Source organism: Bradyrhizobium sp. WSM4874 (assembly GCF_055811835.1).
The window spans coordinates 68,608-82,595 of sequence record NZ_JBVVPR010000017.1; the positions used below are offsets into that span (position 1 = coordinate 68,608).

Sequence of the window (13,988 nt, forward strand, 5' to 3'; positions counted from 1 at the left end):
CAACCTCCCTCGTCTGCCCCCCCCCCGCCGCGCCCCCTAAACATCTCCGGGGGGTGTTTTTTATTTATCCTCCCGTTTTTTATAATCTTTTCCCCCCCCGCTTGCGGGGGCCATGACAGTGTCGGATGGAGTTGGCAGCGAGAGCCTAATCCTCGACCCCATAGCGATGCAGGTCGTTGCCGTACGTATCGAGCCACTTCTTGGCGCGCTCCATCGACGGGCAGACCTTGCCGCAGACGCGCCAGAACCGCGCCGAGTGGTTCATCTCGACGAGATGAGCGACCTCGTGGGCGGCGAGGTAGTCGAGCACGTAAGGCGGCGCAAGGATCAGACGCCAGGAGAACGACAGCGAGCCGGCCGAGGTGCAGGAGCCCCAGCGGCTCGATTGATCGCGGATCGAGAGCCGCTTGACCTTGACGCCGAGCTCCGCGGCATAGGATTCCGCGGCGCGCTGAAGGTCGCGACGGGCCTCGCGCTTGAGAAAGTCGCCGATGCGACGGTCGGCATGCTCGACGCCGCCGGCGACGCAGAGAATGCGTTCACCGCTGTCGCGCACTTCCGTCCACACCGTACCGCGCGTGCCGGCGCGATGAACGATACGATGAGAAACGCCACGAAGCGGTATCACTGTGCCAGGCTGGAACGGTGCGGCCTTCGGCAAACGGCCAAGACGTGCCGCGATCCATGCGCCGTGACGCTGCGCGAAGTCTTTTGCTTCGGCGAGCGTGCCGCGCGGCGGCATGGTGAGGATGGCTTCGCGATCGCTCGGATGAATTCTGAGCGTGTAACGGCGCGCGCGGCGATGCCGGCGCAGTCGAATCGCAAAATATTGCGATCCATGGGTGATCAGGAGGGTCTTCGGCTCGTGGGGCCGACGATAGAGGAGTGCGCGAGTGGCCATGTCTGTCAGTCCGGGGGGCAGGAGAGCGCCCGGATTCTGCCATAACCGCCGCCAGGGAAAGCGCTCGGCGCAAAAACAAATCATTTGCCCAATATACAGGGGTCTGGCGTCCGGGAGACCCTACAGACTGGGGTTGGAACCGGCTTTTTTCGCCCCCGTCAGGCGCATGCGGCACCCCCAAGAGGTGAGGGTGGACTCACTCCTACAAAGCTACCTAAATACCGCGAATCTGGCGGGAACTCGCCCCTGTCGGAGCCTCCGACAGGGCGTCGATTTTCAGCGGGAAAGCCGAAAACGCGATTATTCTGCCGCGAGCGCCTGCAATGAGCTCGGATTCGCCGCCGACACCATGAAGTCGTGGATGCGCGGCACGATTTCCGATTTGAAGCGCGAACCATTGAACACGCCGTAATGTCCAACGCCCTTCTGGACGTAATGAACGCGGCGATGATCGGGAATCGAGCTACACAATGCGTGTGTTGCTTCGGTCTGACCGATGCCGGAGATGTCGTCGTTCTCGCCTTCGACCGTCATCAACGCGACGCGCGTGACCTTTGAGGGATCGACGCGTGTTCCACGATGGGTCATCTCGCCCTTCGGCAGCGAATGCTTCACGAACACGGTGTCGACGGTCTGCAGGTAATACTCGGCGGAGAGATCCATCACCGCGAGATATTCGTCGTAGAAGTCGCGATGCTTGTCGACGAGGTCGCCGTCGCCCTTCACCAGGTTGGCGAACAGCTGCTTGTGGGCGTCCATATGCCGGTCGAGATTCATGCTGATGAAGCCGTTCAGCTGCAGGAAGCCCGGATAGACGTCGCGCATCATGCCCGGATGCGGGAACGGCACCTTGGTGATGACGTGGTTGCGGAACCAGTCGATGCCGCGCTCCTGCGCCAGGTTGTTCACCGCGGTTGGATTGCGACGGGTGTCGATCGGACCACCCATCAGCGTCATCGAGGTCGGCACGAAGGGATCACGCCGCGCTTCCATGATCGAAACGGCAGCAACGACGGGAACCGAGGGCTGGCACACCGCCAGCACATGCGTGTTACCGCCGAGGACATGCAGCATCTCGATGACGTAGTCGATGTAGTCGTCGAGATCGAAGCGGCCGTCGCTGAGCGGCACCATGCGGGCATCGGCCCAATCGGTGATGTAGACCTCATGCGCCGGCAGGAAAGCCTCGACCGTCCCGCGGAGCAGCGTCGCGTAATGGCCGGACATCGGCGCCACGATCAGGACGCGCGGCTGCGGGCTGCGCAGCGGACGGGTGAACTTGCGATCGAAGTAGAGCAGGCGGCAGAACGGCTTTTCCCAGACCGAGCGAACCTCGACGGGGACGCGGATGCCGTTGACCTCGGTATCGTTGAGGCCCCATTCCGGCTTGCCGTAGCGGCGCGTGGTGCGTTCGAACAATTCGCAAGCCGCGGCAACCGACTTGCCGACCTCGGTGCGTGCCCACGGATTGAGGGGATTTTGAAACAGCAGCTTGGTTGCGTCCGTGATCGCACGCGCCGGATTGAGAGAGGCTTGCCCCATCTCGTACATCCAGTACATCGGCGTCGTCAGGACCGGACTGCCTTCGGCCACCAGGGGCGGCGCGCCGCCAAACTCACCAATCGGCATCGCTATATTCCTCTTCGCATCGCAGCATACTGCCGAATGCGTAATATTGCGTCAATGCATGGTTCCGTACATCTACGTGGCCCAGGTGCCCAAACCGGGCTGAATCCACGAGAAAGTGACGTTATTCGCCGCCTGACAGCAGCGAGCCCTGCATCCGGGCGCTGCGCAAAAGGGCAAGGAATGCCCCAAAAGATGCAACCAACAGCACCACGTTGATGGCCAACGCGCCCAGCATCAGATCGGTCCTGAAGGTGTTTTCGATCAGCAGCGCGCGCATCCCTTCGAACACATAGGTCGGCGGCAGCGTCCAGGCGATATATTGCAACCAGACCGGCAGCACGCTGACGGGATAGTAGACGCAGGCGAGCGGCATGATGCCGAACATCAAGGTCCAGACGATGCTCTCGGCGCCGAGGCCGTTTCGCAGCACCAGGCCGGAAACGAAGATGCCGACCGACCAGCTCGTGAAGATCAGATTGCAGAAGAACGCAATCAGCGGCACGCCGAGCGCATAAACGTTGAAGTGAAACAGGAACAACGCGAGCAGCGTCATCGGGATGACGCCGATCGCGAGCCGGATCAGGCTCATGATCATCAGCGACAGCAGAAATTCGATCGGCTTCAACGGGCTCATCATGAGATTGCCGAGGTTGCGCGCCCACATCTCTTCCAGGAACGAGATCGAAAAGCCGAGCTGCCCGCGAAACAGGATGTCCCAGAGGATGACGGCGCCGATCAGCGTGCCGCCGGCACGCGCGAAGAAGTTTGCATTCTGCGCGATATAAAGCTGAAGAAAGCCCCAGGTGATGACTTGCAGCGCCGGCCAGTAGAGCAGCTCGAGCAGCCGCGGCCAGGACGACAGCAAGAGGTACCAATAGCGCAGGATCATCGCGCCGATGCGATGCAGGGAGATGCCGCGGTGAACGGTGAGCTCGCTCATGGCGGCCTCCCGTAGCCCGGATGGAGCGTAGCGCAATCCGGGGCCGGTCGGGCCAGATGCGCGAATCCCGGATTACGCTGCGCTCCATCCGGGCTACGAATGCAGTCACTCATCGTGCGTCCTCCTGCGCGCCGTTCACCCGGCCGCGCGCGACGTCCAGAAACACCTCTTCCAGCGTGGTGCGGTTGTAGCGCGCCATGATGGCTTCGGGCGTATCGTCGTCCTCGATGCGGCCGCGCTTCATGATGATGACGCGGTCGCAGAGCCGCTCGACTTCGAGCATGTTGTGCGAGGCCAGGAGGATGGTGGCGTTGTTCGCCTTGCGATAACGCTCCAGATGACCCCGAACCCAGTCGGCGGTGTCGGGATCGAGCGAGGCGGTCGGCTCGTCCAGCAACAGCAGCTCGGGCTGGTTGATCAGCGCCTTGGCAAGCGCAACGCGCGTCTTTTGTCCTGCGGAGAGCTTGCCGTTAGCGCGGTCGATGAACTCGGTGAGATCGAGATCGTCGGCGAGCTCAGCGATGCGCTCGGAGAGGTTCTTCACCGCATAGAGCTTGCCGAACACGGTGAGGTTCTGACGCACCGTGAGCCGCATCGGCATGTCGACATAGGGACTCTCGAAATTCATCCGCCCCAGCACGGAAGCACTTTCCTCCGGCATTCGATGCCCGAGCACCTGCACGCGGCCGGAGGTCGGCAGCACGAGGCCCATGATCGTCGCGATGGTCGTGGTCTTGCCGGCGCCGTTGCCGCCCAGCAGCCCCGTGATGCTGCCGCGCGGAAGCGAAAAGGAGATGTCGTCGACGGCGCGGGTCTGCTTGTACACCTTGACGAGGTGATCGACCGCGATTGCCGCGGAGAGGCTGCGATCCGCGACAGTCGGCCAGCTTGAAGCCTTGTCATTCTCGGTCATGCTGGGCGTTCTTCTGCTATTGCAGCGGAGAGCGCAAGGCTTGTAATCCGGTGGTTCCGTGAGCCGCGCGCTTGTGATCGAGAAGGCACCGCCCCATTGGCCGAAATGACCGAACTTGCCGCTTCCGACTTTCGCCCCGCGCAGCGGCATATCCGCCTGGATACCATCCTGCGGCTGCGCTGGCTCGCGGTGCTGGGCCAGCTCGCCGCGATCTTCATCGTGGCGCAGGGGCTGGAATTCAACGTCGAGATCGTCCCCTGCGTCAGCATCATCGCGCTGTCGGCGGCGCTCAATCTGGGGCTCCAGACCGTGTCCAATCCGCTGCAGCGGCTGGAGCCGATGCAGGCGGCCGGACTGCTCGCGCTCAACATCGTGGAGCTGGCCGGTCTCCTGTTTTTCACCGGCGGACTCCAGAACCCGTTCTCGTTCCTGTTCCTCGCACCCGTGCTGATCTCGGCGACCGCGCTGCCGGCCCGCTTCACCTTCGGCCTCGGCGTGCTCGCTGTCGCCTGCGCCTCGGTCCTGTTCTTCTTCCATCTGCCGCTGCCCTGGGATTCCGACGATCCGCTGGTGCTGCCGCCGATCTATCTCGTCGGCGTCTGGCTCTCGATCGCGCTCGCGATCGGCGTCACCAGCCTCTACTCGTTCCAGGTCACCGAGGAGGCGCGCAAGCTCGCCGACGCGCTGGCCGCGACCGAGTTGGTGCTGACGCGCGAGCAGCATCTGACCCAGCTCGACGGCCTGGCCGCCGCCGCAGCGCACGAGCTCGGCACGCCGCTCGCGACGATCTTCCTGATCTCGCGCGAGCTGGAGAAGACAGTGAAGGAGCCCAATTTTGCCGCCGACCTGAAGACCCTGCGCGAGCAGACGCAGCGTTGCCGCGACATATTGAGCAAGATCACCCAGCTCTCCTCCACCGGCGCACCGTTCGACCGCATGAAGCTGTCGGAGCTGATCGAGGAGGTGGTGGCGCCGCACCGCGATTTCGGGGTCGATATCAAGGTGCGCATCGCCGTTGCCATCGTGGCCGAGCCGGTCGGCTCGCGCAATCCGGCGATCCTCTACGGCGTCGGCAACATCGTCGAGAACGCGGTCGATTTCGCCCGCACCACCGTCGAGGTGAATGCGTGGTGGAACAAGGACACGATCGAGCTCGTGATTTCCGACGATGGTCCAGGCATTCCGCCTGACATCCTGAACCGGATCGGCGAGCCCTATTTGTCGCGGCGGCGCAACCGGGACGAAGGCGGCGGCCTCGGACTCGGCGTGTTCATCGCGCGCACCTTGCTGGAGCGCACCGGCGCCAAGGTCTCGTTTACCAACCGGACCTTTCCGGATCATGGCGCAGTGGTCCAGATCACGTGGCCGAGAGAGCGTTTTGAGACTATCGAGACCTTCGAAGAAACAATAGGATAGGCCGCGACCTTGCGTCGCACAACGGGGCCGATCGACTATTGGCGCACTTGGCACCGCCCGATTGCGCCGCCATATGTAGACGCGCTGGAGAGAGGACGACACCTTGAACGCCATCGCCGAACTGAACGAACAGACCGACCGCTCGCTTCTGATCGTGGAGGACGACAAGCCGTTTCTGGAGCGGCTGTCGCGCGCCATGGAAACGCGCGGCTTTGCGGTGACGTCATGCGACACCGTCTCGGACGGTCTGGCGCAGATCGGCAAGGCGGCGCCGGCATTCGCCGTGGTCGATCTGCGGCTCGGCGACGGCAACGGTCTCGACGTGGTCTCGGCGCTGAAGAAGAAGCGTCCCGACGCCCGCGCCATCGTGCTGACCGGTTATGGCAACATCGCCACTGCCGTCACCGCGGTGAAGATGGGCGCGGTCGATTATCTCTCAAAGCCCGCGGATGCCGACGACGTCGTCGCGGCGCTGCTGTCGACCGGCTCGGACAAGTCCGAATTGCCGGCGAATCCGATGTCGGCCGACCGCGTGCGCTGGGAACACATCCAGCGCATCTACGAGATGTGCAACCGAAACGTCTCGGAAACCGCGCGCCGGCTCAACATGCATCGGCGTACGTTGCAGCGGATCCTGGCCAAGCGCGCGCCGCGCTGATAGTCATGCCTTCCGTGCCCCGGACGCTGCGCAGCACGAAGTGATGCGCTGCTGAGCCGGCGGGGCCCATGCCTCAGCTCGAATCGTCGCCTGCTGGGTCCCGGCTCTGCGCAGCAACGCTGAAGCGTTGCAGCGCGTCCGGGACACGAGACCGGCCTATTCCCAAAACTCCGCATGCCCCTGCGGATCGACCAGCCGGTTGATCCGCAACGCCGCCGCCATGGCGAAACGCACCGTCATCTGCTTGCGCGTGGCCGCAGCGAGCTTGTGCTCGGGCGCCTCGCATTGCAGGTGCGCGCCATAGGCGTCCGCGATGATCAGGCCGGTATCTTGCGGAAAGATCTCGCAAGGCAGGTCCTGCGTGAAGGCGAAGAACAGCCGGTCGCAATGCGCCCGGTATTCGTGCCATTTCTGATCGGCACGCAAATCCTCCACCGACGACTTAATCTCGACGATCCAGATCTCGCCGCGCTCGTTCAGCGCGACGAGATCGGCGCGCCGCCCCGAGGGGAGCGGCAATTCGCTGATGCAGGTGAAGCCGAGCGAGCGCAACAATCGCGCAGTGCCGCGCGCGATCGCCAGCGCCGTCTCGGATTGACGGCGGTCGGGTGGTGGCACGAGGGCAATGCGGGCGGGATTGTCCATGGCGGGAGGATAGCCGATTCCTCCGAACGCGGACACCTTGCTCCATTCTCAAATGTCGTCCCGGCGAAGGCCGGGACCCATAATCACGGAAAGGAGTTTAGCGAAGGCTAATGGTTGCGGCCCGCGGTACGTGCACCGCGCCTCACGGAGAAATCACCCGGTATGGGTCCCGGCCTTCGCCGGGACGACACCTGAGTAAAAGCGGGGAACCTCAAGTCTCCCTCGCACTTATCACGCAGCCGCCACACCTCGGCGGAACCACCGAGGCTGCGCGCGCATGATCGACGATCTCTGGTACAAGAACGCCATCATCTATTGCCTGTCCGTCGGCACCTATATGGACGCCAATGGCGATGGCATCGGCGATTTCAAGGGCTTGCTGCGCCGGCTCGATTATCTGCACGGCCTCGGCATCACCACGATCTGGCTGATGCCGTTCCAGACCTCGCCCGGCCGCGACGACGGCTACGATGTCGCCGATTATTACAGTGTCGATGCCCGCTACGGCACGCTCGGCGATTTCGTCGAGTTCACCCATGGCTGCAAGCAGCGCGGCATTCGCGTCATCATCGATCTCGTCGTCAACCACACCTCCGACCAGCATCCCTGGTTCAAGGCGGCGCGGAGCGACAAGAACTCGCCCTACCGCGACTGGTATGTCTGGTCCGACAAGAAGCCGGCCAACGCCAATCAAGGCATGGTGTTTCCCGGCGTTCAGAAATCGACCTGGACGCGCGACAAGGAAGCCGGCGCCTGGTACTTCCACCGCTTCTACGATTTCCAGCCCGATCTCAACACCTCGAACCCGCGCGTGCAGGCCGAGATTTTGAAGATCATGGGCTTCTGGATCCAACTCGGCGTCTCAGGCTTTCGCATGGATGCCGTGCCTTTCGTCATCTCGACCAAAGGCGCCAAGGTGAAAAAGCCGGCCGAGCAGTACGACATGCTGCGGACGTTTCGTGAATTCCTGCAATGGCGGCAGGGCGATGCCATCATCCTCGCCGAGGCCAACGTGCTGCCAAAGACGGACATGGAATATTTCGGCCGCGATGCCGACCGCATGCATATGATGTTCAATTTCCAGGTCAACCAGCATCTGTTCTATGCGCTGGCCTCGTCCGATTCACGCCCGTTGGGGAAAGCGCTGAAGGCGACCAAGCCGCGGCCCGCCTCGGCGCAATGGGGCCTGTTCCTGCGCAATCATGACGAACTCGATCTCGGGCGATTGACCAAGGCGCAGCGCGACACCGTATTCAAAAGCTTCGGTCCCGACAAGGACATGCAGCTCTACGACCGCGGCATTCGCCGTCGCCTGGCACCGATGCTGGGCGGCGACCGCCGGCGGCTCGAGCTCGCCTACAGCCTGATGTGCACGCTGCCGGGAACGCCCGTGATCCGCTACGGCGACGAGATCGCGATGGGCGATGATCTATCGCTGCCCGAACGCAATTGCGCGCGCACGCCGATGCAATGGTCGACGGAGCCGCATGGCGGATTCACCACCAGCGACAAGCCGGCCTTGCCCGTCATCGATGAGGGACCTTATGGTTTCGAGCACCTCAATGTCGCAAAACAACGGCGCGATCCCAACTCCATGCTGAACTGGACCGAGCGCATCGTCCGCATGCGCAAGGAGGTGCCGGAGATCGGCTGGGGCGATTTTACAGTCATTCCGACGCGCGATCCCGCCGTGTTCATCATGCGTTACGACTGGCGCAACAATTCCGTGCTGTTCGTGCACAATCTGGACGAGAAGCCGCGCGAGATCGCGTTCTCGGCGGGGCTGCCGGGCGAGGCCGGCAAGCACCTGATCAATCTGCTCGCGGAGGACCACAGTCACGCCGACAAGCGCGGCCAGCACCGCGTCGTCTTGGAGCCTTATGGGTATCGCTGGTACCGCGTCGGCGGATTGGATTATCTGCTGAAGCGGAGCGATATCGACAAAACGATACGGGGCAACAAGCATCCGGGGTGATGTGGAGATGCTGGAGTTGCGCCGCTTCCACGATCGTCATTGCGAGCGCAGCGAAGCAATACAGACTGCCTCTGCGGAAAGATTCTGGATTGCTTCGCTGCGCTCGCAATGACGAGGAAAGAGCGTGGGCCATCCCTGCTCATCGCTTGTCCAGGACGACGGTCAGGGCGGCGTGATGATCACGCCCTCATTCCCGCGCAAATCCAGCACGCCTTCGAGCCGCTCGCCCTCTCGATCCAGGAACGTCGACAGCAGAATCTCGCTGCCAAACTTGATCGCGCTGGTGGTGACCGGGATCGGCTCAGGGCCGAGATTGAGCACCACCACCACCGCCCTGCCCTCGGCCTCGCGGCGATAGACCAGGAGATCGCCTTGCGCCGCGATCGGATGATAGTCGCCCGCGACCAGCGGCGGACACCCCTGCCGCAACGCGATCAGGCGCTTGTAGAGCGTGAGGATCGAACGTGAATCGGCTTCGAGATCGACGACGTTGTTGTGGATGTGATCCTCCGGCAGCGGCAGCCATGGCCTGACGTCCGAGAAGCCGGCGAAGTTGGAGGAATCCCACTGCATCGGCGTGCGGCAGCCGTCGCGACCGACACCGATGCCGGGTACGTTCTTCTCGAAGGGGTCGCGCACGAACTCGGGGGCGATCGCGAGCTGATGCATGCCGATCTCGTCGCCGTAATACAGCGTCGGGGTGCCGCGCAGCGTCAGCAGCAGCATGGCGGCGATTCGGGCCTGCTCCGGCCCGACGCGGCTTGCGACGCGCGGGCGATCGTGATTGCCGAGCACCCAGTTCGGCCAGGCGCCCTTCGGCAGCGCCTTCTCGTAATCCTCGACGATCTTCTCGATCGAGCGCGCGCTCCAGAAGGTCGAGAGCAGCGCGAAATTGAACGGCATCTGCGCGCCGGTGAGATCGTTGCCGTAATAGGCCATCAGGCGATGCAGCGGCAGATAGATCTCGCCGATCAGGACGCGGGCAGCATAGGCATCCGTGACGCGCCGCATCTCGGCGATGACGTCGTGCACCTCCGGCTGGTCGGTGGAATATTGTGTGAGGATCCTTTCGTTCGGCGGCCGGCTCTCGACATAGTGCGGATTGGGCGGGTTGTCGCGGAAATCGGCGTCCTTGATCAGATGCCAGATCACGTCGACGCGAAAGCCGTCGACGCCCTTCTCCAGCCAGAACCGCATCACGTCGTAGATCGCCGCGCGGACATCGGGATTGCGCCAGTTGAGATCCGGCTGCTGGGCGAGGAAGGCGTGATAGTAGTATTGACCGGTCGCCTCGTCGAACTGCCACGCGCTGCCGCCGAATTCGGACAGCCAATTGTTCGGCACGCCGCCACCCTCGCTCGGGTCGCGCCAGATGTACCAGTCGCGTTTGGGATTATCACGCGAGGCGCGGCTCTCGACGAACCAGGGATGCTGGTCCGAGGTGTGGTTCGGCACCAGGTCGAGGATCAGCTTGAGGCCATTGTCGTGCACGGCGGCAAGAAGCGCATCGAAATCCGCCATCGTGCCGAACAACGGCTCGATGCCGGTGTAGTCGGAAATGTCGTAGCCGAAATCGGCCATTGGCGAGGGGAAGATCGGTGACAGCCAGATCGCGTCGACGCCGAGCGATTTCACATAGGGCAGCCGCTGCAAAATGCCGGCGAGATCGCCGACACCGTCGCCGTTTGAATCCTGAAAGGAGCGCGGGTAGATCTGATAGAAGATGCCGTCGCGCCACCAATTGCTGCCGCTCTGAGCCATGCGGGAAATCCATCCAAAAACTGCTTCTCGCGCGGGAGAACGCGGAAGGAGCGCCCCGGTTCAAAACAGCAGGCGAATTGGGACAGCTGTGTGACGATGTCCGCGACTGTTCCCGAGCCATGGGGACAAATCTTTTGCTTGGCGACATGGCAAAAATCGGCATTGTGGCGCCATGACCGAGCAAAACGAGACACAGGCCCAAGCCGGCGCGAAAGCGGGCGCGATCATCGTTCCCGTGACGCTGTTTGAGCAGAATTGCACCATCATCTGGGACGAGCCTTCCAAGAAGGCCGTGGTGATCGATCCCGGCGGCGACGTGCCGAAGATCCTGGACGCCATCAAACAGACCGGCGTCACCGTGGAGAAGATATGGCTGACTCACGGCCACATCGACCATGTCGGCGGCGCGGACGAACTCCGCGACGCGCTGAAGGTGCCGATCGAGGGCCCGCATCTCGCGGACAAATTCCTGCTCGACAACGTGGTCGAGAGCGGCGCGCGCTTCGGCATGACGGGGGTGCGCAATTTCGAGCCGGACCGCTGGCTCGACGAAGGCGACAGCGTGGCGATCGGCGATCTCCAGTTCGAGATCTATCATTGCCCCGGCCACTCGCCCGGCAGCGTGGTGTTCTTCAACAAGGATCTGCGCTTCGCCCATGTCGGCGACGTCCTGTTCGCAGGCTCGGTCGGACGCACCGATTTGCCCGGCGGCAGTCACGCGACCCTGATCGACTCGATCAAGACCAAGCTGCTGCCGCTCGGCGACGATGTCGGCTTCATCTGCGGTCACGGCGCCGGCTCGAGCATCGGCCAGGAGCGGATGACCAATCCGTTCATCACCGGCGAGATGTAGGCACCTATTCCGCGGCGTCTGCGAACGCCGCGGGCTGGCTCAGATTGCGGTCGCCCCAGTCGCGGATCGCGGCGACGACCGGCACGAAGCTCTTGCCTTTCCGGGTGAGGCGATACTCGACCTTTGGCGGCACCTCGCCAAAATCCTTGCGATCGATCAGGCCGCTCGCCGTCAGCGCCTTCAATTCGCGGCTCAGCACGCGCGGGGTGATCTCCGCGCTGCCTTCCGTGCCGCGCAACAGGCCGCTCCTGATCTCGCCATAGCGGCGCGGACCGTCCTTGAGGTCCCAGACGATGCGCAGCTTGTACTTGCCGCTGATCATCTTCTGAAAGGCCGCGACCGGACAGCTGCGCGCGGGGACTGTCTTTGTCCTTTCCTTGGCCATGTCGTTTCCTCCATGTGCGAGATGAAGAATAAGAGCGACGCCGAAAAAGTCCATACTATCAATTTTGTCCATACTTGCAGGATCGCATCCAGCACGCAGATGATGACGCACAACGCCAACAGGGAGCGTCACATGAAGCATTTCATGATCCGGTACGAATTCAAGAACGGCACGACGGAGGCCTGGCACCAGGAGGTCGGCCGCTTCATCAAGGCGATCGACGGCGATCCGGAATTGAAAGGACGGATCGGCTATCGCGTCCTGAAGAACCGCGACAATGGCAGCTATTTCCATCTCGCCAGCGTCAGCGACGAAGCCGCGCAAAAGGCGCTGCAATCGCGCGGCTTCTTCAAGGCCTATCAGGAGATGACGCGCAAGGTCGCCGGCGGCGAGGTGACGGCGACGCCGATCGAATGGATCGGCGCGACGGCCTGAGTTACTTCATCAATCCCGCGGCCGTGAGCGCGCGCGTGATGATCTGGCCGAGATCGAAGCCGCGGGCCTCCTCGCGCTTCGGCTCGGCCGGCTCTTCGGCGACAGCGGCGCGGATCGAGCGTGCCAGATGCGGCGCGGACGAGCGGGCCGGCGTCGGCTTTGGCTCGACCTTCTTCGCCGCGTCCGGAATCCAGCCGGTGAGGCCGAAGAATTTGGCGATGTGATAGGACGAGGAGATGCCGGCCTCGATCAGGAACGCGCCTTCCACCCCATAGCGCTGGTCGTTGTCGGCCAGGCCGAGCGGCGTGCCGTGGGCCATGTCGGTGATGGCATAGGACTCGACGAGAGTCTCGCCGTCCTTGTTCCACCAGGCCTGGCGCGGATAGCCGTCGATGTCAGTTTCCGCCATCGGCGCCTCGGGCAGATCGTGCAGGTCGAGCCATTGCTTGACGATCTCGTTGGCATTGCCGGGATTGACGGTGCGATCGGCGCTGCCGTGCCACACCGAGATTCTCGGCCATGGCCCGCGATGATCCGAGGCCCGCCGCACCAGATCGCCAAGTTCGCGCGCGGGCCGCTCCGGGGAATGAAACATGCCGTCGAGCGCCTCGCGCAGATTGGTCGCGATGCCGTAGGGAAGCCCCGCGATGACCGCGCCAGCCGCGAAGATTTCAGGGTAGGTCGCGAGCATCACCGACGTCATGCCGCCGCCGGCCGACAGGCCCGTGATGAAGATACGTTTGGGATCGACGCGATGCGTTTCGATCATGTGCGCGATCATCTCGCGAATCGAACACGCCTCGCCGCTGTCCCGTGCCGTGTCTTCCGGATTGAACCAGTTGAAGCAGGTGTTGCTGTTGTTGACGCGCTGCTGCTCGGGCATCAACAGCGCGAAGCCGTAGTGCTCGGCGAGCGTCGACCACCCGGCACCGAGGTCGTAGCTTGCTGCCGTCTGGCCGCAGCCGTGCAGCACGACGACGAGCGCGCGCGGCTTCTGCAATTGCGGCGGCACGAACGCGAACAGGCGCAGATTGCCGGGATTGTCGCCGAAGCCCGTGACCTCTTGCAACGGACTGGACGCATCGGCGCTCCGGCCAAACTCGGCGAAGCGCAATCCGTCCAGCTTTGGCAGACGTCTCAAGAGATCGACATTTCTGGTTAACGACACGGCAGCTCCTGGCAGGCGACGTTCAACGTCCACCCAAACCAAATAGTTGCTGCAGCGCAAAATAAAAAGGCCGTGTGCTGTCGATGACGCACTAAATCGCGAGAAAACCTGCAGAAATCCGCACGTATTCACCGCAATGCCTCAACTTCGTGCAGATGAACGGCGCATCCACGCCGGGAATGCGGCGCAGATCATGATTAACGTTAGGAACCGCGCGAGCGAGACGAGCATTCCTGCGCGCGCCGATTGCAGGACTTCCACGGCAAAGTCAGGGTGAAGCCGGAGGCCGGCCAGAAAGACGTTTTGGTG

General features: G+C 63.0%; 13 protein-coding genes. 5 read left to right on the forward strand and 8 right to left on the reverse strand.

What is annotated here, in order from left to right:
- Nucleotides 1–145: 145 nt before the first annotated feature.
- The 4 genes from AC0L3P_RS19095 to AC0L3P_RS19110 all read right to left on the reverse strand — a co-directional run bounded on the left by AC0L3P_RS19095 (nt 146) and on the right by AC0L3P_RS19110 (nt 4,383).
- Complete coding sequence (locus tag AC0L3P_RS19095; protein ID WP_473303946.1) at nt 146–985, reverse strand: M48 family metallopeptidase; 840 nt, start codon at nt 983–985, stop codon at nt 146–148.
- Nucleotides 986–1,201: 216 nt separating this feature from the next.
- Entirely contained in the window at nt 1,202–2,530 is a 1,329-nt protein-coding gene (locus tag AC0L3P_RS19100) for a polyhydroxyalkanoate depolymerase (protein WP_275168641.1), read from the reverse strand.
- A gap of 121 nt (nt 2,531–2,651) precedes the next feature.
- Entirely contained in the window at nt 2,652–3,470 is an 819-nt protein-coding gene (locus tag AC0L3P_RS19105) for an ABC transporter permease (RefSeq protein WP_354064543.1), read from the reverse strand.
- A gap of 109 nt (nt 3,471–3,579) precedes the next feature.
- The gene (locus AC0L3P_RS19110) at nt 3,580–4,383 is read right to left on the reverse strand and encodes an ABC transporter ATP-binding protein (RefSeq protein ID WP_354205872.1); all 804 of its coding nucleotides are present in this window, start codon (nt 4,381–4,383) and stop codon (nt 3,580–3,582) included.
- 105 nt (nt 4,384–4,488) lie between these two features.
- Between AC0L3P_RS19110 and AC0L3P_RS19115 the strand changes: the two genes are divergently transcribed.
- On the forward strand, nt 4,489–5,799 hold the full coding sequence (locus tag AC0L3P_RS19115; RefSeq protein WP_354064539.1) for an ActS/PrrB/RegB family redox-sensitive histidine kinase: 1,311 nt from the start codon (nt 4,489–4,491) through the stop codon (nt 5,797–5,799).
- A gap of 103 nt (nt 5,800–5,902) precedes the next feature.
- Nucleotides 5,903–6,457 (forward strand): ActR/PrrA/RegA family redox response regulator transcription factor, encoded by a 555-nt coding sequence (locus AC0L3P_RS19120; protein WP_007598178.1) that lies wholly within the window; start codon nt 5,903–5,905, stop codon nt 6,455–6,457.
- A gap of 156 nt (nt 6,458–6,613) precedes the next feature.
- On the opposite strand, the gene AC0L3P_RS19125 is transcribed toward AC0L3P_RS19120, so the two are convergent.
- Nucleotides 6,614–7,102, reverse strand: coding sequence for an MmcB family DNA repair protein (locus AC0L3P_RS19125; RefSeq protein WP_354206428.1), 489 nt, complete (start codon nt 7,100–7,102; stop codon nt 6,614–6,616).
- Nucleotides 7,103–7,379: 277 nt separating this feature from the next.
- Here AC0L3P_RS19125 and AC0L3P_RS19130 point away from each other — a divergent pair, with 277 nt between their 5' ends.
- The gene (locus AC0L3P_RS19130; protein ID WP_473303950.1) at nt 7,380–9,077 is read left to right on the forward strand and encodes an alpha-amylase family protein; all 1,698 of its coding nucleotides are present in this window, start codon (nt 7,380–7,382) and stop codon (nt 9,075–9,077) included.
- 162 nt (nt 9,078–9,239) lie between these two features.
- Here the strand turns inward: AC0L3P_RS19130 and AC0L3P_RS19135 are convergent, their stop codons facing one another.
- Nucleotides 9,240–10,838, reverse strand: coding sequence for an alpha-amylase family glycosyl hydrolase (locus AC0L3P_RS19135; protein ID WP_473303953.1), 1,599 nt, complete (start codon nt 10,836–10,838; stop codon nt 9,240–9,242).
- Nucleotides 10,839–11,010: 172 nt separating this feature from the next.
- On the opposite strand from AC0L3P_RS19135, the gene AC0L3P_RS19140 reads away from it, so the two are divergent.
- Nucleotides 11,011–11,691: an MBL fold metallo-hydrolase gene (locus AC0L3P_RS19140; protein ID WP_354064534.1), complete on the forward strand. Its 681-nt coding sequence runs from the start codon at nt 11,011–11,013 to the stop codon at nt 11,689–11,691.
- Between the two features lie 4 nt (nt 11,692–11,695).
- On the opposite strand, the gene AC0L3P_RS19145 is transcribed toward AC0L3P_RS19140, so the two are convergent.
- Nucleotides 11,696–12,076 carry a winged helix-turn-helix transcriptional regulator gene (locus AC0L3P_RS19145; protein WP_473303955.1) on the reverse strand — a complete coding sequence of 127 codons (381 nt, stop codon included), beginning with the start codon at nt 12,074–12,076 and terminating at the stop codon, nt 11,696–11,698.
- Nucleotides 12,077–12,208: 132 nt separating this feature from the next.
- On the opposite strand from AC0L3P_RS19145, the gene AC0L3P_RS19150 reads away from it, so the two are divergent.
- Nucleotides 12,209–12,511, forward strand: a complete 303-nt coding sequence (locus AC0L3P_RS19150; protein ID WP_473303958.1) for a hypothetical protein — start codon at nt 12,209–12,211, stop codon at nt 12,509–12,511.
- 1 nt (nt 12,512) lies between these two features.
- On the opposite strand, the gene AC0L3P_RS19155 is transcribed toward AC0L3P_RS19150, so the two are convergent.
- The gene (locus AC0L3P_RS19155) at nt 12,513–13,679 is read right to left on the reverse strand and encodes an extracellular catalytic domain type 1 short-chain-length polyhydroxyalkanoate depolymerase (RefSeq protein WP_473303960.1); all 1,167 of its coding nucleotides are present in this window, start codon (nt 13,677–13,679) and stop codon (nt 12,513–12,515) included.
- Nucleotides 13,680–13,988: the final 309 nt, after the last annotated feature.